Here is an 18,882-nt window from a genome sequence, read left to right on the forward strand (position 1 = left end):
GGCCGATCCCCGTCCGGACGCCCGACGGGCCCGGCGTCCTCGTGCGGCGCGGCTCCGACCGAGCGCGGCGGCCGGCGGCGCGGCGCCCGTCCGGGGAAGGCCGTACGGTGGGCGGGCGGCGCACCGGGAGCCGGGCACGCCGGGGTGACAAGACAAGCGGCCCGGTTCCCTGGACAATGCACTGCGACACCCAGGGGAGAAAGCGAATCGAAGTTGTGACAGCGACCACTGGCCAGACGGCCACCGAGCAGACCGTGACCGAGCAGTCCGCGGGTGCGGACGGCCCGCCGCCGATCACCCGGCGGATCGCCGACGAGATCGGCGTCCGCGAAGGACAGGTGCGGGTCGCGGTGGACCTGCTCGACGGCGGGGCGACCGTCCCGTTCATCGCCCGCTACCGCAAGGAGGCGACCGGCGCGCTCGACGACGCGCAGCTGCGGGACCTGGAGGAGCGCCTGCGCTACCTCCGCGAGCTGGACGAACGGCGCGGCGCGATCCTGGAGTCGATCGAGTCGCAGGGCAAGCTGACCGGCGAGCTGCGCGCCCGCATCATGGCGGCCGAGTCGAAGGCGCGGCTGGAGGACATCTACCTCCCGTACAAGCCGAAGCGGCGCACCAAGGCGCAGATCGCCCGCGAGGCGGGCCTCGAACCGCTCGCCGACCTGCTGCTGGACGACCCGGACCGCGACCCGCGGGACGAGGCCGGGGCCTACGTCGACGCGGAGAAGGGCGTCGCCGACGCGGCCGCCGCGCTGGAGGGCGCCCGCGCGATCCTCGTCGAGCGCTTCGCCGAGGACGCCGACCTCATCGGCGAGCTGCGCGAGCGCATGTGGAAGCGGGGCCGGATGACCTCCCGCGTCCGGGAGGGCAAGGAGGAGGCCGGGGCCAAGTTCTCCGACTACTTCGAGTTCGCGGAGCCGCTGGAGAAGCTGCCGTCGCACCGCGTCCTCGCACTGTTCCGCGGCGAGAAGGAGGAGGTCCTCGACCTCGACCTCGAACCGGAGGAGGAGCCGCAGGAACCGGGCGTCCGGACGTCCTACGAGGCGGAGATCGCGCGCCGGTTCGGCATCGTCGACCGGGGCCGCCCCGCCGACGGGTGGCTCGCCGACACCGTCCGCTGGGCGTGGCGCACCCGCATCCTGGTGCACCTCGGCATCGACCTGCGCACCCGGCTGCGGCAGGAGGCCGAGGACGAGGCCGTCCGGGTGTTCGCCGCGAACCTGCGCGACCTGCTGCTCGCCGCGCCCGCCGGGTCCCGCGCGACGATGGGCCTCGACCCGGGCCTGCGCACCGGCGTGAAGGTCGCCGTCGTGGACGCCACCGGGAAGGTCACCGCGACCGACACGATCTACCCGCACGAGCCGCGCCGCAAGTGGGACGAGTCGATCGAGACGCTCGCCAAGCTGGCCCGCGAGCACGACGTCGACCTGGTGTCGATCGGCAACGGGACGGCGTCCCGCGAGACCGACAAGCTCGCCGCCGACCTGATCGCCCGGCACCCCGACCTCAAGCTCACCAAGATCATGGTGTCCGAGGCGGGCGCGTCGGTGTACTCGGCGTCGGAGTACGCGGGCCGCGAGCTGCCCGGGATGGACGTGTCGCTGCGCGGCGCCGTCTCGATCGCCCGGCGGCTGCAGGACCCGCTCGCCGAGCTCGTCAAGATCGACCCGAAGTCGATCGGCGTCGGCCAGTACCAGCACGACGTGTCCGAGGTGAAGCTGTCGCGCTCCCTCGACGCCGTCGTCGAGGACTGCGTGAACGCCGTCGGCGTCGACGTCAACACCGCGTCCGCGCCGCTGCTGACCCGGGTGTCCGGCATCGGCGAGGGCCTCGCGGAGAACATCGTCGCGCACCGCGACGCCAACGGCCCGTTCCGCGGCCGCGACGGGCTCAAGGGCGTGCCGCGGCTCGGCCCGAAGGCGTTCGAGCAGTGCGCGGGCTTCCTGCGCATCCGCGGCGGCGACGACCCGCTCGACGCGTCGTCGGTCCACCCCGAGTCGTACCCGGTGGTGCACCGCATCCTCGGCGCGGCGGGCGGCGACATCAACGGGCTCATCGGCAACACGGCCGTGCTGCGCGGCCTGCGCCCGGACGAGTTCGTCGACGAGACGTTCGGCCTGCCGACCGTCACCGACATCATCGCCGAGCTGGAGAAGCCGGGCCGCGACCCGCGCCCCGCGTTCAAGACGGCCGCGTTCAAGGAGGGCGTCGACAAGCTCTCCGACCTCGAGCCGGGCATGATCCTCGAGGGCGTCGTGACGAACGTCGCGGCGTTCGGCGCGTTCGTGGACGTCGGCGTGCACCAGGACGGGCTCGTCCACATCTCCGCGATGTCCGACAAGTTCGTGTCCGACCCGCGCGACGTCGCCAAGCCCGGCGACATCGTCCGGGTCAAGGTGCTGGACGTCGACCTGCAGCGCAAGCGGATCTCGCTGACGCTGCGGCTGGACGACGAGCCGGGCCGCGAGCAGGGCGGCCGGCGCGGCGACTCCCGCGACCGGCGGCAGGGCCGCGGCGGACCCGGCGGCGGCCAGGGCGGTCAGGGCGGTCAGGGCGGCGGCCAGAACGGCGGCGGACGCGGCCAGAACGCGCGCGGCGGCCGCGGCGGCCAGGGCGGCGGCGGGCGCGGCGGCCAGGGCGGACGCGGCCAGGGCGGCGGCCGCGGGGGCCAGGGCGGCTCCTCCGGCGGCGGCGCGATGGCCGACGCGCTGCGCCGCGCGGGCCTCGACAAGGGCCTTCCCGGCGACGGCCGCAAGGGCGGCAAGCGCCGCTAGGACGCCTTCGCGGAGCCGCAGCCGACGCACGGCGGGCCGCCGTCCCCTCGCACACCGGGCGGGACGGCGGCCCGTTCCGTCACCCGGCCCCGAACAGGGCGTGCCGGCGGCGGGTCAGCGGCGGCGGTTCCGGTCGCCGTTCTGCCCGCGGTGCCCTTCCTCGGGCGCCTCGGGCGCCTCGGGCGGGCGCGGCGGCGGCACGTCCGCGCTCCAGCGGCCGGACGGCCCCCGCCCGAGCGGGTCCTGCGCGAACGGGCCGGGCCGCGGCGGCTCCCGCAGCCACGGCGGCTCGCCGCCGCGCTCCTCGCCGTACCCCTCGCCGTACTCCTCGAAGGCGGGCGCGCCCAGCACGGGCTCGGCGGCACCGGGACCGGGACCGCCGAAGCCGCGCCCCGCGAAGCCCCGGTCGCCGAGCGCCGGACCGCCCGCGGACGTCGCGCCGAACGGGTCGCGCGCGGCCGCCTCGCGCTCGCGGGCCGCCTCCCGCGCCGCGTCCGCGACCGGCCGGTGCCGGGGGAACTGCAGGACGGCGACGGCGGCGAGGGCGAGCGCCGCGATCCGCATCGCCGACCGGTCCGCTTCGTCCGGCCACGGCTGCCCGTACACGAACGTGCCCATGATGAGCAGGTACGACTTCGCGCACACGGTCATGACGGTCGACACGATCGCCACCCGGCAGCGCTGGAACGCCGCGACCATGATCCCGAACCCGATCGCCGCGGCCAGCACCGTCAGGTACGGCCACGGCGTGGCGAGGATCCCGAGGTCGGCGCGGTGCGCGTGGTCGCTCCACCCCTTGATCGCGATCTCCGCGGTGCCGACGGGGAGGCCGGACGCGACGCCGTAGGCGATCCCGGTGACCGGCCGCGCGTGCCGTCCGTCCGGCCGGTGGTCGCCGACGACGAGGATCAGCAGCGGCACCAGGACCGACGGCGCGAGCACCAGGCCGAGCTTCCAGGCCGGTGCGTCCGCCGAGCTGATCGGATCGTCGCCGACCACGGACGCCGCCAGCAGCAGGATCGCCGCGCCGGTCAGCACGAGGCTCAGCCACTCGCGCGCGGTGAGCCGCTCGCCGAAGAACGCCAGCGCGATGACCAGCAGCGGGACGATGCCCGACATGAAGATCGGCACCGCCGTCGGCAGGGACAGCTTGCTGAGGGCCACGATCTGCAGGCTCAGCCCGCCGAGGACGAGGCCCAGGCCGATCAGGAACACCCAGTTGCCCAGGATCGTCCAGATCATGTGCAGGATGCGGTTGCCCCGGAGGACCGCCATCTGGTCCGCCGCCAGCTTGAAGACGGCGAACCCGAGGTAGTAGAGGGCGGTGGCGCTGAAGGCCGCGATTATCCCGTTCATCCCGGATGAGTATGAAGGTTCCGGGTGCCGGATGTCACTGCCTGTGTGGCCGTGTTAACACGGAATCGACATTCCGCCCGTCCCGACGTGCACGTATGCTCGCCGTGACCCGCGTGTCACCGCCGCGCCCCGTCCCCGACGGCCGCTGTTCGGCGCGCGTCCGCACGCGCGACACCGCGGCACGGCACCCTCCCGGGAGGCCGGCCCCGGCACCGGAGACGGGCGCGTCCCCGGGTTTCTCCGCCGTTGTGGACCTCCGATGTCCGCAGACGACGCCCGTACCCCATAGACTTGCGCGCGAAGGCGCGGAGCCGTATTCGGCGTGCCCGCGCCGCCCTGAGACACTGCCGGGCTGAGGAATGACGCGCAGCCGGACCGGTCGGCCGGGATCGACCCGGCCGGGATCCACCGGGTCCGTGCGCGGGATGGCCGAGGGCTCGCAGGCAAGAAGGACAGAGACGCGTCGAACGCCGCGGCCGAGACAGCGCCCGATCAAGGAGACCAACCCCAGTGAAGACCGATGTCGAGGAGCTGACCCCCACCCGGGTCAAGCTCACCGTCGAGGTTCCGTTCGACGAGCTCAAGCCGAACCTCGACAAGGCGTACAAGGAGATCTCGCAGCAGGTCGCGATCAAGGGCTTCCGACGCGGAAAGGTCCCCGCCCCGCTGATCGACAAGTACGTCGGCCGGGGTGCGGTCCTGCAGGAGGCGGTCAACGACGCCCTGCCCGGTCTGTACGGCAAGGCCGTCGAGGAGAGCGAGCTCTTCGTGCTCGGCCAGCCCGAGGTCGAGGTGACCGAGCTCGACGACGGCAACCAGTTCGCGTTCACCGCCGAGGTGGACATCCGGCCCAAGTTCGAGGTGCCCGACTACGACGGCCTCGAGGTCGTCGTGGACGACGCCGAGGTGACCGACGAGCAGGTCGACGAGACGATCGACAACCTGCGCGAGCGGTTCGCCTCCCTCACCACCGCCGACCGGCCGATCGAGGAGGGCGACTTCGCCACCATCGACCTGGTCGCCAAGATCGACGGCGAGGAGGTCGCGGACGCCTCCACGACCGGCTACTCCTACGAGGTCGGCAGCAAGTCGGCCGTCGAGGGCCTCGACGACGCGCTCGTCGGCCTGTCGGCCGGCGAGGAGAAGACCTTCACCGGCGCGCTGGCCGGCGGCGAGCACGCCGGCGAGGAGGCGGAGATCACCGCCACCGTGCAGAGCGTCAAGGTCAAGAACCTGCCCGAGCTGGACGAGGAGTTCGCGCAGCTCGCGAGCGAGTTCGACACCGTCGAGGAGCTGCGCGAGGACGTCCGCAAGCGGCTCGAGCGGCAGGTGCGGATGCAGCAGCTGTCCGAGGCCCGGGACAAGGCCCTTGAGGCGCTGCTGGAGAAGGTCGACATCCCGCTGCCGGACGCCGTGGTGGACGAGGAGATCGGCCGCCGCAACCAGCAGCTCGAGCAGCAGCTGCAGATGGCCGGGATGTCCAAGGAGGACTACCTCGCCGACCAGGAGAAGTCGGAGGAGGAGTTCGAGACCGAGGTCGCCGACGCGGCCCGGCTCGCCGTCAAGGGCGGCTTCGTCCTCGACCAGCTCGCCGTCCAGGAGGAGCTGAACGTCGAGAACGAGGAGCTCAGCGAGTACGTCGTCACGCAGGCCATGCAGATGGGCGTGCAGCCGCAGCAGCTCGCCCAGTACCTCACCGAGAACAACCAGCTCCCGGCGATCGTCTCGGAGGTGCTGCGCAGCAAGGCGCTGAACCTCGTCGTCGAGCACGTCAGCGTCAAGGACGAGTCCGGCAACGTGATCGACGTCGAGGCCGTGCAGCGCGAGCTGAACGGTGAGACGGGCGAGACCGTCGAGACCGGCGAGGACGCCGACGAGACCGCCGACGCCGCCGACGCCTCCGGCGCCGACGAGACCGCCGAGGGCTCGGAGGCCGCCGCGGAGACGGCGGAGGCCGCCGAGGACAAGCCCGCGGACGCCGAGGCGTCCGAGGGCGCCGCCGAGGGCAAGAAGGACGCCTGAGGCGCTCTCCGAGCCGCTCGACCGCCGCGGCGCCGCCGCCCGGCCCCCGCGGGCCGCGCGGCGGGCGTCCGCGGCCCGCGAGGCGCACGCACGCCCCGTACCCGATGACCGGGTACGGGGCGTGCCGCATTCCGGTAGATCGCCGCATACCCGGCGCCGACCGGGTACGCCCCTGGCGAAAAGGCGGGCCCCCGGGCTTAAGGGGGCCGCTGAGCGCGTTAATGTCCAATCATCCGAACCGATTTAAAGGACCGGAGGAACACCCGGTGAGCATGCCTCCGACTTTCGACGAGTCGTCGCGGATCCAGGCGCGGGTCGCCGAGGCGCCCCTGTTGCCTCTGGGCGACCAGCTCTTCCAGCGGCTGCTGCGCGAGCGCATCGTCTTCCTCGGCCAGCAGGTCGACGACGACATCGCCAACCGCATCTGCGCCGAGCTGCTGCTGCTGTCGGCCGAGGACGGCCGCCGCGACATCACGCTCTACATCAACTCGCCAGGTGGCTCCGTCACCGCCGGCATGGCGATCTACGACATCATGCAGTACGTCCCCAACGACGTCGTCACGGTCGGCATGGGCCTGGCCGCGTCGATGGGCCAGTTCCTGCTGTGCGCCGGCGCGCGGGGCAAGCGCTACGCGCTCCCGCACGCGCGGATCATGATGCACCAGCCGTCCGGCGGCATCGGCGGCACGGCCTCGGACATCAAGATCCAGGCCGAGCAGATGCTGTACGTGAAGAAGACGCTCGCCGAGAAGATCGCCGAGCACACCGGCCAGTCCCTCGAGCAGATCGAGCGCGACTCCGACCGCGACCGCTGGTTCACCGCCGACGAGGCCAAGGACTACGGGTTCGTCGACCACGTGGTGCTCAGCGCCAGCCAGGTGCCCTCCGAGGGCCCCGTCTCCTGACGACCCCACTGACGATTCGGAGGCAACAGTGAGCGATCTGACGCGACCCGGCATCGGCGACCTGGTCCGCCCGGGGGTTCCCGCGGCGGGCGGATCCCCGCTGCCGGTGGACAACCGCTACATCATTCCGTCCTTCGTGGAGCGGACCACGTACGGGGTCAAGGAGATGAACCCGTACAACAAGCTCTTCGAGGAGCGGATCATCTTCCTCGGGGTGCAGATCGACGACGCGTCCGCCAACGACGTGATGGCCCAGCTGATCACGCTGGAGTCGATCGACCCCGACCGCGACATCAGCATCTACATCAACTCGCCCGGCGGCTCGTTCACGGCCATGACGGCGATCTACGACACGATGCAGTTCGTCAAGCCCGACATCCAGACGGTCTGCATCGGCCAGGCGGCCTCGGCCGCGGCCGTCCTGCTCGCCGCCGGCACGCCCGGCAAGCGCGCCGCGCTGCCCAACTCGCGGATCCTGATCCACCAGCCCGCGACCGAGGGCACCTACGGCCAGTCCAGCGACATCGAGATCCAGGCCCGCGAGATCATGCGGATCCGGGAGCTGCTCGAGTCGATCCTGGCCGAGCACAGCGGGAAGAGCATCGAGGAGGTGCGCCGCGACATCGAGCGCGACAAGATCCTCACCGCCGAGGAGGCCAAGACCTACGGCCTCATCGACGACGTCTTTGCGAGCAGGAAGCGCAAAGCCGAGGTAGTGTCGTCCTGAGGCGACACGAGGACGAGGGAGTCCCCCAGCCCGGTCGTCATACTTCCGGGCGAGGGGCTTTCGAAGCCCGTCGGAGGCGGTAACGTCGAGTCCAACGTCGAGAGCCTTCGGGACGCAACCGAGCCGCACCGCATCTGAACCAGAGAGCGGCCCCACGAAAAGGAGACAGTTGGGTGGCACGCATCGGCGACGGTGGTGATCTGCTCAAGTGCTCTTTCTGCGGAAAGAGTCAGAAACAGGTCAAGAAGCTCATCGCGGGTCCGGGCGTGTACATCTGCGACGAGTGCATCGATCTCTGCAACGAGATCATCGAGGAGGAGCTCACCGAGACCTCCGACCTCAAGTGGGACAACCTGCCCAAGCCGCGGGAGATCTACGAGTTCCTGGACTCCTACGTCATCGGGCAGGAGACGGCGAAGAAGGCCATGGCCGTGGCCGTCTACAACCACTACAAGAGGATCCAGTCGGGTGACACCGGCAGGGACGATGCGGTCGAGCTGGGCAAGTCGAACATCCTGCTCCTGGGACCGACCGGCTCCGGCAAGACGCTGCTCGCGCAGACGCTCGCCAGACTCCTCAACGTGCCGTTCGCGATCGCGGACGCGACGGCCCTGACGGAGGCCGGCTACGTCGGCGAGGATGTCGAGAACATCCTCCTCAAACTGATCCAGGCGGCCGACTACGACGTCAAGAAGGCCGAGACCGGGATCATCTACATCGACGAGGTCGACAAGGTCGCCCGCAAGAGCGAGAACCCGTCGATCACCCGGGACGTCTCCGGTGAGGGCGTCCAGCAGGCCCTGCTGAAGATCCTGGAGGGCACCACCGCGAGCGTCCCGCCGCAGGGCGGCCGCAAGCACCCCCACCAGGAGTTCATCCAGATCGACACCACGAACGTGCTGTTCATCTGCGGCGGCGCGTTCGCCGGGCTCGAGAAGATCGTCGAGGCCCGGGTCGGCAAGCAGGGCATGGGCTTCGGCGCCCAGATCCGGTCCAAGGCCGACTTCGAGGAGTCGTCGGCCGTGCTCGGCGACGTGATGCCCGAGGACCTGCTGAAGTTCGGGATGATCCCGGAGTTCGTCGGCCGGCTCCCGATCATCACCAACGTCCACAACCTGGACCGCGAGGCGCTGATCAACATCCTCACCGAGCCGAAGAACGCCCTGGTGCGCCAGTACCACCGGCTGTTCGAGCTCGACGGCGTCGACCTCGAGTTCACCGACGACGCGCTGGAGGCCATCGCCGACCAGGCGATCCTGCGCGGCACCGGCGCCCGCGGCCTGCGGGCGATCATGGAAGAGGTGCTGATGTCGGTGATGTACGAGGTGCCCAGCCGCGAGGACGTCGAGCGCGTCGTGATCACCGCCGAGGCGGTGCTGGAGCACGTCAACCCCACCCTGGTGCCCCGCGAGCGCAAGAAGCGGGAGCCGCGCGAGAAATCCGCGTAGCACGCGCGAACGGCGACGCCCCCGGACGAACCCGTCCGGGGGCGTCGCCGTGTGTCCGCGGGGTCGTGCGCGGGGCCGTCCGCCGGGGTCAGCGCCGCCCGGACTCGCCGAGGCCCGCCTCCCGCGCCAGGACGATCGCCTGCGCGCGGTCCGCGACGTGCAGCTTCATGAAGATGTTCGACACGTGGTTGCGGACCGTCTTCGGGCTGAGGAACAGCGTCCCCGCGATCTCGGTGTTGCTGCGGCCCTGCGCGATCAGCGCCAGCACCTCGCGCTCCCGCTCGGTCAGCTCCGGGAACGCCGACCGCCTGGGGTCCGGCATGTCGGTGAAGAACGTCAGCACCCGCCGCGCGATCTCCGGCCCGTAGATCGCCTCCCCGGCGGCGACCGCCCGCACCGCCCGCGCGATCTCCTCGGCGCCCGACTCCTTCAGCAGGTAGCCGCGGGCGCCCGCCCGCATCGCCGCGAACACCGAGTCGTCGTCGCGGAACATCGTCAGCACCAGCACCCCGATGCCCGGATTCGTCCGGGTGATCGTCCGCGTCGCCTCGATGCCGTTCCCGCCCGGCATGGACAGGTCCATCACCACGACGTCCGGCCGGAGCTCCGCCGCGATCCGCACCGCGTCCGGCCCGTTCCCGGCCTCCGCCACGACCTCGACGCCGAGCGCCTGCAGCAGCCCCTTGAGCCCCTGCCGGAACACCGGATGGTCGTCGGTGATGAGGACCCGGATCGTCTCCCCGCTCATGGCCTCGCCTTCGCCCGGCGGGCTCACGCCCGCCCGTCCGCAGGCCGATGGTATCCGGCGCCCAGCGGCAGCCGGGCCGCGACGACGGTGCCGCCGCCGTTCCGTGACGTGATCGTGCACCCGCCGCCGACCTCGGCGGCCCACTCGCGCATGGCGTCCAGCCCCCGCGCCGCGGCGCGGCGCCCGCCGCCGCCCGCCGGCGGCAGCCCGGGGCCGGTGTCGGCCACCGTCAGGTGCAGGTCCGCGTCCCGGCCGATCAGCACCATGGCGGTGCTCTCCGGCGCGTGCAGCCGCACGTTCGTCAGCGCCTCCCGGACGATCCGGTACGCCGCGACCTCGACCGCCGCGGGCAGCTCGCCCGGCGGCCCGTCGCAGCGCACCTCGACCCGCTTGCAGCAGCCCGCGGCGAACGACTCGATCGCCGCGATCAGGCCCAGGTCGTCCAGCGCGGGCGGGCGCAGCCCGTGGGCCAGCTCCCGCACCTGCCCGACCGCGCACGCCAGCCGGTCCCGGACGTCCGCCAGCAGCGGGTCCGTGCGCTCCGGCTCGCACGCGAGCGTGATGCGGGCGGCGTCCAGCGACATCGCGAGGCTCGCCAGCGTCGGGCCCAGCCCGTCGTGCAGGTCGTGCCGCAGCCGCCGCCGCTCCTCCTCGCGCCCGGCCAGGATCCGCTCCCGGGAGCGCTGCAGGTCCGCGGCGATGCGGTGGAGGTGCGGGATGGTCGCGGCGTGCGCCGTCACGGCCCCCGCGGCGAACGCGCCGGCCAGCACGGCGGCCCGTGCCAGTACCGCTCGCATCCCGTACCTCTCCCTCCGCGCCCGCGGTCACGGGCACCGCCCTCCAGAGTGACCCGGGACGCGACCCGGTGTCAGGTGACCTGTGTCCCGAACCGGACGGGAAAGCCCTTTCCGGGGTGCCGGTCAGCTCTCGACGTCCGCCCGGAGGTCCCGCATGACCCGCTGCAGGCCCTCGACCTTGTACTCCGGCGGCTCCGCCCGGTCCTGCCCGGCGACCTTCACGCCGAGCGGCAGCACCACCGCGAACGTCGTCCTCGTGGCCCAGGCGCAGATCGAGGAGTGCGCGTAGGACGACGACCGCACGGTCGTGGTCACGCGTCCGCAGAAGGCTTCGCCGTCGCCGCCCGCGTCGTCGATCTCCCAGATCCGCACGGAGACGTCGGCCTCGCCCAGGCTGAGCGAGTTGCGCAGGTGGAAGTCGAGCTTGGACACGAGCCCGTCCCGCTGCTCGTAGCCGCCGGTGTAGCCGATGAGCAGGAACCCGAGGTCGCCGTCCCGGTACACCCCGCGGACCCAGTCGCCGTCCGCCGGGGCGATGGTGCTGCGGATCACCCGCTGCATCTCCTCGTAGGCATCGTCGTACTTGCCGGTGGCGAGGATGTCGAGGGTCATCCCGCCCGCCGAACGCGGCGTGGTGATCTTGTGGTCGGTGCTCAGGACGTAGTAGCCGGCCCCGCCGACGACCAGCAGCACCAGCGCGAACCCGCCGGCCAGCAACCCGATCAGCACCCCCTTCCCCCGCCTCCGCCGCGGCGGCGCCCCGAACGCCCCCGGCCCACCGGGCGGCCCGGGCGGCCCGGGCGCCGCTCCGGGCGAGCCGGGGCCGCCGGGCGCGGCGCCGTACGGGCCGGGAGCGCCGTAGGGCCCGGGCGCGGCAGGCTGGCCGGGAGGCCCAGGAGCGCCGGGGCCGCCGGGAGCGCCGGGGGCGCCGGGGGCGGCGGGCGGTTCGGGCGGGCCGTACGGGCCGGACGCGGCTGGCTGGCCCGGCGCGCCGGGTGCGCCGTAGGGGCCGGGTCCGCCCGGGGCGGCGGGCGGGTCGTGCGGGCCGTACGGCCCGGATGCGGCTGGCTGGCCCGGCGCGCCGGGTGCGCCGTAGGGGCCGGGTCCGCCGGGGGCGGCGGGCGGGTCGTGCGGGCCGTACGGCCCGGATGCGGCTGGCTGTCCCGGCGCGCCGGGAGCGCTGGGACCGCCCGGGGCGGCGGGCGGCTCGGATGGGCCGTACGGGCCGGATGCGGCGGGCCGGCCGGGTGCGCCGGGTGCGCCGTAGGGGGCAGGGCCGCCTGGGGCGGCGGGCGGTTCGGGCGGGGCATACGGGCCGGGTTCGGCGGGCTGGCCGGGCGCGCCGGGTGCGCCGTAAGGGCCGGGGCCGCCTGGGGCGGGGGGCGGTTCGGGTGGGCCGTACTGGCTGGGAGCACCGGGGGCGGCGGGCGGTTCGGACGGGTTGTGCGGGCCTTGTGCGGCCGGTCGGCTGTGGGCGTCCTCAGGGGCGGGTGGGCCGGGCGAAGGGTCCGGGGTGCCCTGGTGGGCGGACGGACGGTCGGGGTCGGGGGTCGGGTTCCAGCCGCTCATGGGTCTCCTCTTCCGGGGGCGGGAAGGGTGGGCTGGGAGCGTGCCCACGGTCATTCCATTGACGCACGAGCGGGCTCGGGCGTTCTACCGTTCTCGTCCCCGTAGAATCATCAGCCGTGACACAGCCCAGCAATGAGCGCGGCCAGGGGGCCGCCGCGGACGTCGACCTGCCCACCCAGTACCGACCGGCGGACGTCGAGGGCAGGTTGTACGAGCGCTGGGTATCGGCGGGCCTCTTCGCCGCCGATCCGGCCCGCGACCCGTCCCGGCCCGCGTACTCGATCGTCATCCCGCCGCCGAACGTGACCGGGTCGCTCCACATGGGGCACGCCCTCGACCACTCGATCCAGGACACGCTCGTCCGGCGCCGCCGGATGCAGGGGCACGAGGCCGTGTGGGTGCCGGGCATGGACCACGCCGGCATCGCCACCCAGAACGTCGTGGAGCGGGAGCTGGCCAAGGAGGGCCTGTCCCGGCACGACCTCGGCCGGGAGGAGTTCGTCGAGCGGGTCTGGCAGTGGAAGGCCGAGTCCGGGGGGCGGATCCTCGGGCAGATGCGGCGGCTCGGCGACAGCGTCGACTGGTCCCGCGAGGCGTTCACGATGGACGAGCCGCGGGCCCGCGCCGTCCGGACGATCTTCAAGCGGCTGTTCGACGACGGGCTCATCTACCGCGCCGAGCGGATCATCAACTGGTGCCCGCGCTGCCTCACCGCCCTCTCCGACATCGAGGTCGAGCACGCGGAGCGCGAGGGCGAGCTCGTGTCGATGCGGTACGGGTCGGGCGAGGACGAGATCGTCGTCGCGACCACGCGGGCCGAGACGATGCTCGGCGACACGGCCGTGGCGGTGCACCCGGACGACGAGCGGTACAAGCACCTGGTCGGGCGGGAGGTCGAGCTGCCGCTGACCGGCCGCCGCATCCCGGTCGTCGCGGACGAGCACGTCGACCCCGAGTTCGGCACCGGCGCGGTCAAGGTGACCCCGGCGCACGACCCCAACGACTTCGAGATCGGGCGGCGGCACTCGCTGCCGTCGCTGACCGTGCTGGACGAGCGCGGCGTGGTGACGGCGCACGGCCCGTTCGAGGGCCTCGACCGGTTCGAGGCGCGGCCCGCCGTGGTGGCGGCGCTGCGCGAGCAGGGCCGGATCGTCAAGGAGGTCCGTCCGTACGAGCACTCGGTGGGGCACTGCCAGCGGTGCGCGACGGTCGTGGAGCCGCGGGTGTCGCTGCAGTGGTTCGTGAAGGTCGAGCCGCTCGCGAAGGCCGCCGGGGACGCCGTCCGGGACGGCCGCGTGGCGATCCACCCGCCGGAGATGGCGGCCCGCTACTTCGAGTGGGTCGACAACATGCACGACTGGTGCATCAGCCGGCAGCTGTGGTGGGGGCACCGCATCCCGGTCTGGTACGGGCCGGACGGCGAGACCGCGTGCCCGGGCCCGGACGAGGAGCCGCCCGCCGGGTGGACGCAGGACACCGACGTCCTCGACACGTGGTTCTCGTCGGCGCTGTGGCCGTTCTCGACGCTCGGCTGGCCCGACGACACCCCGGACCTCAAGCGCTTCTACCCGACGTCCGTGCTGGTCACCGGGTACGACATCCTGTTCTTCTGGGTCGCCCGGATGATGATGTTCGGGCTGTACGCGATGGACGGCGTCCCGCCGTTCGGCACCATCGCCCTGCACGGCATGGTCCGCGACCAGTACGGCAAGAAGATGTCGAAGTCGTTCGGCAACGTCGTCGACCCGCTCGACTGGATCGACCGGTACGGCGCCGACGCGACCCGCTTCACGCTGCTGCGCGGCGCGAACCCCGGCGGGGACGTGCCGGTGGCCGAGCAGTGGGCGGAGGGCTCCCGCAACTTCTGCAACAAGCTGTGGAACGCCACCCGGTTCGCGATGATCAACGGCGCGCACGTCGAGGGCGACCTGCCGGACGAGCCGACGACCGTCGACGCGTGGATCCTGTCCCGGCTGCACGCGGTCATCGCCGAGGTGGACGCGCAGCTCGAGTCGTACGACTTCGCGAAGGCGTGCGAGACGCTGTACCACTTCGCGTGGGACGAGGTCTGCGACTGGTACGTCGAGCTCGCGAAGGTCCAGCTCGCGGACGACCGCGCGCCCGCGACCCGGCGCGTCCTCGGCGAGGTCCTGGACAACCTGCTGCGGCTCCTGCACCCGGTGATCCCGTTCGTCACCGAGGAGCTGTGGACGTCCCTGACGAAGGGCGAGACGATCGTGCGGGCGGCGTGGCCGTCGGCCGACCCGTCCCGCGCCGACCGGGACGCCGAGGGGCTGGTGGAGTCGCTGCAGCGGCTCGTCACCGAGGTCCGCCGGTTCCGCGCCGACCAGGGCCTCAAGCCGGGCCAGAAGGTCGCCGCCGCCCTGGAGTGGAACGGGTCCGCGCTGGCCGCGCACGAGGAGGGCGTCCGCTCCCTGCTGCGCCTGACCGCGCCGGGCGACGGGTTCTCCGCGACCGCGTCGCTGCCGGTGGAGGGCGTCGCGGTCCGGCTGGACACGGCCGGCGCGATCGACGTCGCCGCGGAGCGCAAGCGCCTCGAGAAGGACCTGGCCGCCGCCCGCAAGGAGGTCGACCAGGCGAACAAGAAGCTCGGGAACGAGGCGTTCATGGCGAAGGCGCCCGAGGCCGTCGTCGCGAAGAACCGGGAGCGGCTCGCGCAGGCCGAGACCGACATCGCGCGGCTGGAGGCCCAGCTCGCCGCACTGCCCGCGGGCTGACCCGAGCCCGCGGCCGCGCCGGCGTCCCGTCCGGGGGCGCCGGCCGGACCGTTCACCGTGCCACGCCGCCCGCGGAGGGTTACGATCCCCATGATCGCGGGCATTCCGGTCGCCTCGAGAACCCCCCGGGAGTGCAATGGCCGACTCACGTCCTCGGACCGACCCGCCGGGCCGCCACGCCGACGACGCGGCGCCCGGCGACGCCGCGCGCGCGCCGCGGGGGGACGGGACGGGCGAGTTCACGGTCGCGCCGACGCCGTGGGGCGACTCGGTGCCGTGGTGGTCGGCCGAACCGCGCGGGGCGACGGGCCCGCAGAAGGTCGCCGACCCGAGCGGCCCGCAGCGGCTCCCGTCCGACGGCACCGGCCCTCACCGCATGCCCAACGGCACCGGCCCTCACCGCATGCCGAACGGCACCGGACCGCACCGCACGCCGAACGGCACGGGGCCGCTCCCGCCCGCTCCGGACGTCCCCGCCCGGCGGGGTTCGGGGATGCTGCTGGGCGCGGGCGCGGGAGCCGTCCTGCTCGTGGTCCTGGTGGCGGGCGTGCTGCTGCTGCGGTCCGGTGACGCGACCGGGCAGACGTCCGGGGGGCGGGCGCGGACGGCGAAGGCGTTCGAGTCGACGCGGACGATCGCCGCCGGGGCCGCCGCGGGCGGGCTGCGCCGCGACGCGCTGGCGCCCCGGGTCGCCGTCGCGTACCCGTTCGTGATGGGCGGCGTCCGGGCGGGCGGGATCCCGGCCGCGGGCAAGGGCGCCGCCGTCTACACCGAGGGCCCGGACGGGGTGTTCGACGTCCTGTTCGTCGGCGGCACGGGCCGGGTGGGGGACCCCGCGGCGTTCCTGCGGAAGATCCGCCCGACGACGTTCATCGACTGGCAGAACGCCAACCCGGGCAAAGCGGGCGGCAACGCCGTCTGCGGGACGTTCGCCGTGCTGACCGACGTCCACACCTACTGCGCCTGGGCGACCGGCGACTCCTACGGCGTCGTCGCGTCCAACGTCGCCTCGCAGCAGCCCCGCTACGCGATGATGGACGCGCTCATGCTGCGGATCCGGGCGGACGTCGAGCGGGCGCGCTGACGAACAGCCGCTCGGTGTCGGCGTCCACGGCGTCGAGGACCGCCCCCGTGAAGTAGACGGTGCCGAGCGCGAGCACGCGCCGCCCGAGCGCGGCGATCGCCGCGGGCGTCACCGCCGCGGCCTCCACGGCCCGCCAGCCGGACGGCAGCGGCCGGGTGAACCGCAGGTGCGGCAGCGGCAGCCGGACGAACGTCACCGCGAGCCCGTCGAGCGCCGCCACGGCGCCGTCGAGGTCCTTGTGGTCGGGCAGGCACACCAGCACGTGGTCGACGCCGCCCCAGCGCCTGCGGGCCGCCGCGAGCGCCGCGCGGACGCCCGTCCGGTCGATGGCGGAGTCGACGAGCACCTCCGCGTCCGAACCGGGCACGGGATGCGCCGACAGGCGCCCCGGCAGGACGACCGACGCGAGCACCTCCCGCGCGCGCTCCGCGGGCGCGTCGCGCCCGAGCAGCCGCCGGGCCGCGACGATCCCCAGCTCGGCGCTCGTCCGCCCGAGCCCGGACGGCAGGACGTCCGCGAACGCGGGATCGCCCGGGCGGACCACCTCGACGGGCGCGAGTGCGCCGGTCACCTCGGGCGACTGCGGCGCCGACACCAGCCGCGTCCCGGGCCCCGCCACGCCCCGCTTCTCCCGCGCGATCTCCGCCGGGGTGTCGCCGAGGACGCCCGCGTGCTCCAGGAACACGGGCGTGACCGCCGCGACGTCCGCGGGCACGAGGCTCACCTCGTCCGACCGTCCGCCCATCCCGGCCTCCAGCACGATCGCGTCCGCGCCGGCGCTGCGCGCCCGGAGCAGCCCGGCGAGCATGAACAGGCCGGCGGGCGACAGGTAGCCGTCCGAACGGGCGGGCAGCCCGGCGGCGCGCCGGTCCAGTTCCGCCGCCAGCGCGCCGAGCTCGCCGGCGGTGACCGCGCGCCCGTCGACCCGGATCCGGTCCCGGTTCGTCCGCAGGCCCGGGCTCGTCACGGTCACCACCCGCAGACCGGCCGCCGCCAGGTACGCCGACGCGTACACCGCCGCCGTGCCCTTCCCCTTCGACCCGACCACCGCGAGCACCGGCGCGTCCGGCGGCAGGACGCCCAGCGCGTCCGCCAGCGCCCGGGCCCGCCGCAGGCTCCGCCGCTCGCCGGGGGCCCGCGCCTCCCACTCCCGGAAGAACACCGCGTCCGCGTCCATGCCCCCATCATCGCCGCCCCGCGACGGGGCGGGGCGCGGCGGGAGCGCGGCGGGCTGCGGATAGGCTCGGAGCATTCCCTTCCGTCAAGCCGTCCGCCATCGCCAGGAGCATCGTGAGCCAGCCAGCCGAGCCGCTCGACTACCGGGACGCCGTGCGGGAGATCCGGAGCCGCGGCGTCGAGTGGGACATCGACCCCACGCTCGACCGCGTCCGCGACCTGGTGGACGTCCTCGGCGAACCGCAGCGCGCGTACCCGGTGATCCACATCGCCGGGACGAACGGCAAGTCCAGCACCGCGCGGCTCGTCGAGGCGCTGCTGCGCGAGCGCGGGCTGCGCACCGGCCTGTACACCAGCCCCGAGCTGAGCACGCTGCGGGAGCGGATCGCGATCGACGGGGAGCCGATCTCCGAGGAGCGGTTCGTCGAGGTGCTGCGGGACGTCCTGCCGTACGTCGGGATGATCGACGGGAAGCACGGGGTGCGGCTGTCGTTCTTCGAGGTCCTCACCGCGATGGCGTTCGCGGCGTTCGCGGACGCGCCGGTGGACGTCGCGGTCGTCGAGGTGGGGATGGGCGGACGCTGGGACGCGACGAACGTCGCGGACGGCACGGTCGCGGTCCTCACGCCGGTCGGGCTCGACCACACCCGGTACCTCGGCGACACCCTGGAGGAGATCGCGGAGGAGAAGGCCGGGATCGTCAAGCCCGGCGCGGTCGCGGTGGTGGCGCAGCAGCCGGTGGAGGCCGCGGCGGTGCTGCTGCGCCGGGTCGCCGGGACGGGCGCGACGGCGGCCCGCGAGGGCATCGAGTTCGGCGTGCTGAGCAGGGACATCGCCGTCGGCGGCCAGCAGCTGCGGATCCAGGGCCTGCACGGCGTGTACGACGAGATCTTCCTGCCGCTGTTCGGCGAGCACCAGGCGGGCAACGCCGCGGTGGCGCTCGCGGCGGTGGAGGCGTTCGCGAGCGGCGCGCCGACGGGGGGCGAGCCGAACCTGGAGGCGGCCACCCGGATCGCGCCGGGCGAGACGTACACCGGCGGGGAAGCCGGGCAGCTCGACCCGGCGCTGGTCCGCAGCGGTTTCGCCAAGGCCGCGTCGCCGGGGCGGCTGGAGGTCGCCCGGACGAGCCCGACAGTGCTGCTGGACTCCGCGCACAACCCGGCGGGGATGGCCGCGACCGTCCAGACGATCACCGAGGCGTTCGGGTTCACCCGGCTGATCGGCATCCTCGCCATCGCCGAGGACAAGGACATCCCGGGCGTCCTGGACCAGCTCGAGCCGGTGCTGGCGGAACTGGTCGTCACCCGGAACTCGTCGCCGCGGTCGCTGTCGCCGGAGGAGCTGGCCGACGAGGCCGAGAGCGTGTTCGGGTCCGACCGGGTGCACGTCGCGGAGCGGCTGGACGACGCCATCGACCGGGCGATCGGCCTGGCCGAGGAGACCGGGGAGTACCGGGGCGCCGGGGTGCTCGTCACCGGTTCCGTGGTGACCGCCGGCGACGCGAGGACGCTGCTGCGCGTTGAGGAGGGGCGTTGAGC

The 18,882-nt window shown here is 73.6% G+C and carries 13 protein-coding genes; 8 read left to right on the forward strand and 5 right to left on the reverse strand.

Going from position 1 to position 18,882, the window contains the following annotated elements:
* The first annotated feature begins 254 nt into the window (after window positions 1-254).
* The gene (locus H505_RS0126100) at window positions 255-2,774 is read left to right on the forward strand and encodes a Tex family protein (protein ID WP_026404337.1); all 2,520 of its coding nucleotides are present in this window, start codon (window positions 255-257) and stop codon (window positions 2,772-2,774) included.
* Between the two features lie 114 nt (window positions 2,775-2,888).
* Here the strand turns inward: H505_RS0126100 and H505_RS44425 are convergent, their stop codons facing one another.
* Window positions 2,889-4,130, reverse strand: a complete 1,242-nt coding sequence (locus H505_RS44425; protein WP_051301179.1) for a hypothetical protein — start codon at window positions 4,128-4,130, stop codon at window positions 2,889-2,891.
* A 510-nt stretch (window positions 4,131-4,640) separates the two neighbouring features.
* Here H505_RS44425 and tig point away from each other — a divergent pair.
* The 4 genes from tig to clpX all read left to right on the forward strand — a co-directional run bounded on the left by tig (window position 4,641) and on the right by clpX (window position 9,232).
* Window positions 4,641-6,152 carry a trigger factor gene (gene tig / locus H505_RS0126110; protein ID WP_026404338.1) on the forward strand — a complete coding sequence of 504 codons (1,512 nt, stop codon included), beginning with the start codon at window positions 4,641-4,643 and terminating at the stop codon, window positions 6,150-6,152.
* 272 nt (window positions 6,153-6,424) lie between these two features.
* Complete coding sequence (locus H505_RS0126115) at window positions 6,425-7,057, forward strand: ClpP family protease (protein WP_034519902.1); 633 nt, start codon at window positions 6,425-6,427, stop codon at window positions 7,055-7,057.
* 61 nt (window positions 7,058-7,118) lie between these two features.
* On the forward strand, window positions 7,119-7,784 hold the full coding sequence (locus H505_RS0126120; RefSeq protein ID WP_233617615.1) for an ATP-dependent Clp protease proteolytic subunit: 666 nt from the start codon (window positions 7,119-7,121) through the stop codon (window positions 7,782-7,784).
* Window positions 7,785-7,957: 173 nt separating this feature from the next.
* Window positions 7,958-9,232: an ATP-dependent Clp protease ATP-binding subunit ClpX gene (gene clpX / locus H505_RS0126125; RefSeq protein ID WP_026404341.1), complete on the forward strand. Its 1,275-nt coding sequence runs from the start codon at window positions 7,958-7,960 to the stop codon at window positions 9,230-9,232.
* A gap of 88 nt (window positions 9,233-9,320) precedes the next feature.
* Here clpX and H505_RS44430 read toward each other — a convergent pair whose 3' ends face one another.
* The 3 genes from H505_RS44430 to H505_RS0126145 form a co-directional block, all read right to left on the reverse strand.
* Window positions 9,321-9,980, reverse strand: a complete 660-nt coding sequence (locus H505_RS44430; protein WP_034519906.1) for a response regulator transcription factor — start codon at window positions 9,978-9,980, stop codon at window positions 9,321-9,323.
* A gap of 23 nt (window positions 9,981-10,003) precedes the next feature.
* Window positions 10,004-10,777: a sensor histidine kinase gene (locus H505_RS0126135; RefSeq protein WP_051301180.1), complete on the reverse strand. Its 774-nt coding sequence runs from the start codon at window positions 10,775-10,777 to the stop codon at window positions 10,004-10,006.
* Window positions 10,778-10,900: 123 nt separating this feature from the next.
* The gene (locus H505_RS0126145; protein ID WP_026404344.1) at window positions 10,901-11,506 is read right to left on the reverse strand and encodes a hypothetical protein; all 606 of its coding nucleotides are present in this window, start codon (window positions 11,504-11,506) and stop codon (window positions 10,901-10,903) included.
* 956 nt (window positions 11,507-12,462) lie between these two features.
* Between H505_RS0126145 and H505_RS0126150 the strand changes: the two genes are divergently transcribed.
* Together H505_RS0126150 and H505_RS0126155 are read left to right on the forward strand one after the other, a co-directional pair.
* Window positions 12,463-15,084 carry a valine--tRNA ligase gene (locus tag H505_RS0126150; protein ID WP_026404345.1) on the forward strand — a complete coding sequence of 874 codons (2,622 nt, stop codon included), beginning with the start codon at window positions 12,463-12,465 and terminating at the stop codon, window positions 15,082-15,084.
* 136 nt (window positions 15,085-15,220) lie between these two features.
* Window positions 15,221-16,168 (forward strand): hypothetical protein, encoded by a 948-nt coding sequence (locus H505_RS0126155; protein ID WP_026404346.1) that lies wholly within the window; start codon window positions 15,221-15,223, stop codon window positions 16,166-16,168.
* On the opposite strand, the gene H505_RS0126160 is transcribed toward H505_RS0126155, so the two are convergent.
* Window positions 16,128-17,345, reverse strand: a complete 1,218-nt coding sequence (locus tag H505_RS0126160; protein ID WP_026404347.1) for a folylpolyglutamate synthase/dihydrofolate synthase family protein — start codon at window positions 17,343-17,345, stop codon at window positions 16,128-16,130. The genes H505_RS0126155 and H505_RS0126160 overlap by 41 nt on opposite strands.
* A gap of 113 nt (window positions 17,346-17,458) precedes the next feature.
* Between H505_RS0126160 and H505_RS0126165 the strand changes: the two genes are divergently transcribed.
* Complete coding sequence (locus tag H505_RS0126165; RefSeq protein ID WP_026404348.1) at window positions 17,459-18,880, forward strand: bifunctional folylpolyglutamate synthase/dihydrofolate synthase; 1,422 nt, start codon at window positions 17,459-17,461, stop codon at window positions 18,878-18,880.
* Window positions 18,881-18,882 lie beyond the last annotated feature (2 nt).

The organism is Actinomadura rifamycini DSM 43936 (assembly GCF_000425065.1).
Taxonomy (GTDB): Bacteria; Actinomycetota; Actinomycetes; order Streptosporangiales; family Streptosporangiaceae; genus Spirillospora; species Spirillospora rifamycini.

Excerpts from the sequence above, each read along its gene's own strand:
- H505_RS44425 (WP_051301179.1), bottom strand. The coding sequence starts at position 4,130 with ATGAACGGGATAATCGCGGCCTTCAGCGCCACCGCCCTCTACTACCTC.
- H505_RS0126115 (WP_034519902.1), top strand. The coding sequence starts at position 6,425 with ATGCCTCCGACTTTCGACGAGTCGTCGCGGATCCAGGCGCGGGTCGCC.
- H505_RS44430 (WP_034519906.1), bottom strand. The coding sequence starts at position 9,980 with ATGAGCGGGGAGACGATCCGGGTCCTCATCACCGACGACCATCCGGTG.
- H505_RS0126135 (WP_051301180.1), bottom strand. The coding sequence starts at position 10,777 with ATGCGAGCGGTACTGGCACGGGCCGCCGTGCTGGCCGGCGCGTTCGCC.
- H505_RS0126155 (WP_026404346.1), top strand. The coding sequence starts at position 15,221 with ATGGCCGACTCACGTCCTCGGACCGACCCGCCGGGCCGCCACGCCGAC.
- H505_RS0126160 (WP_026404347.1), bottom strand. The coding sequence starts at position 17,345 with ATGGACGCGGACGCGGTGTTCTTCCGGGAGTGGGAGGCGCGGGCCCCC.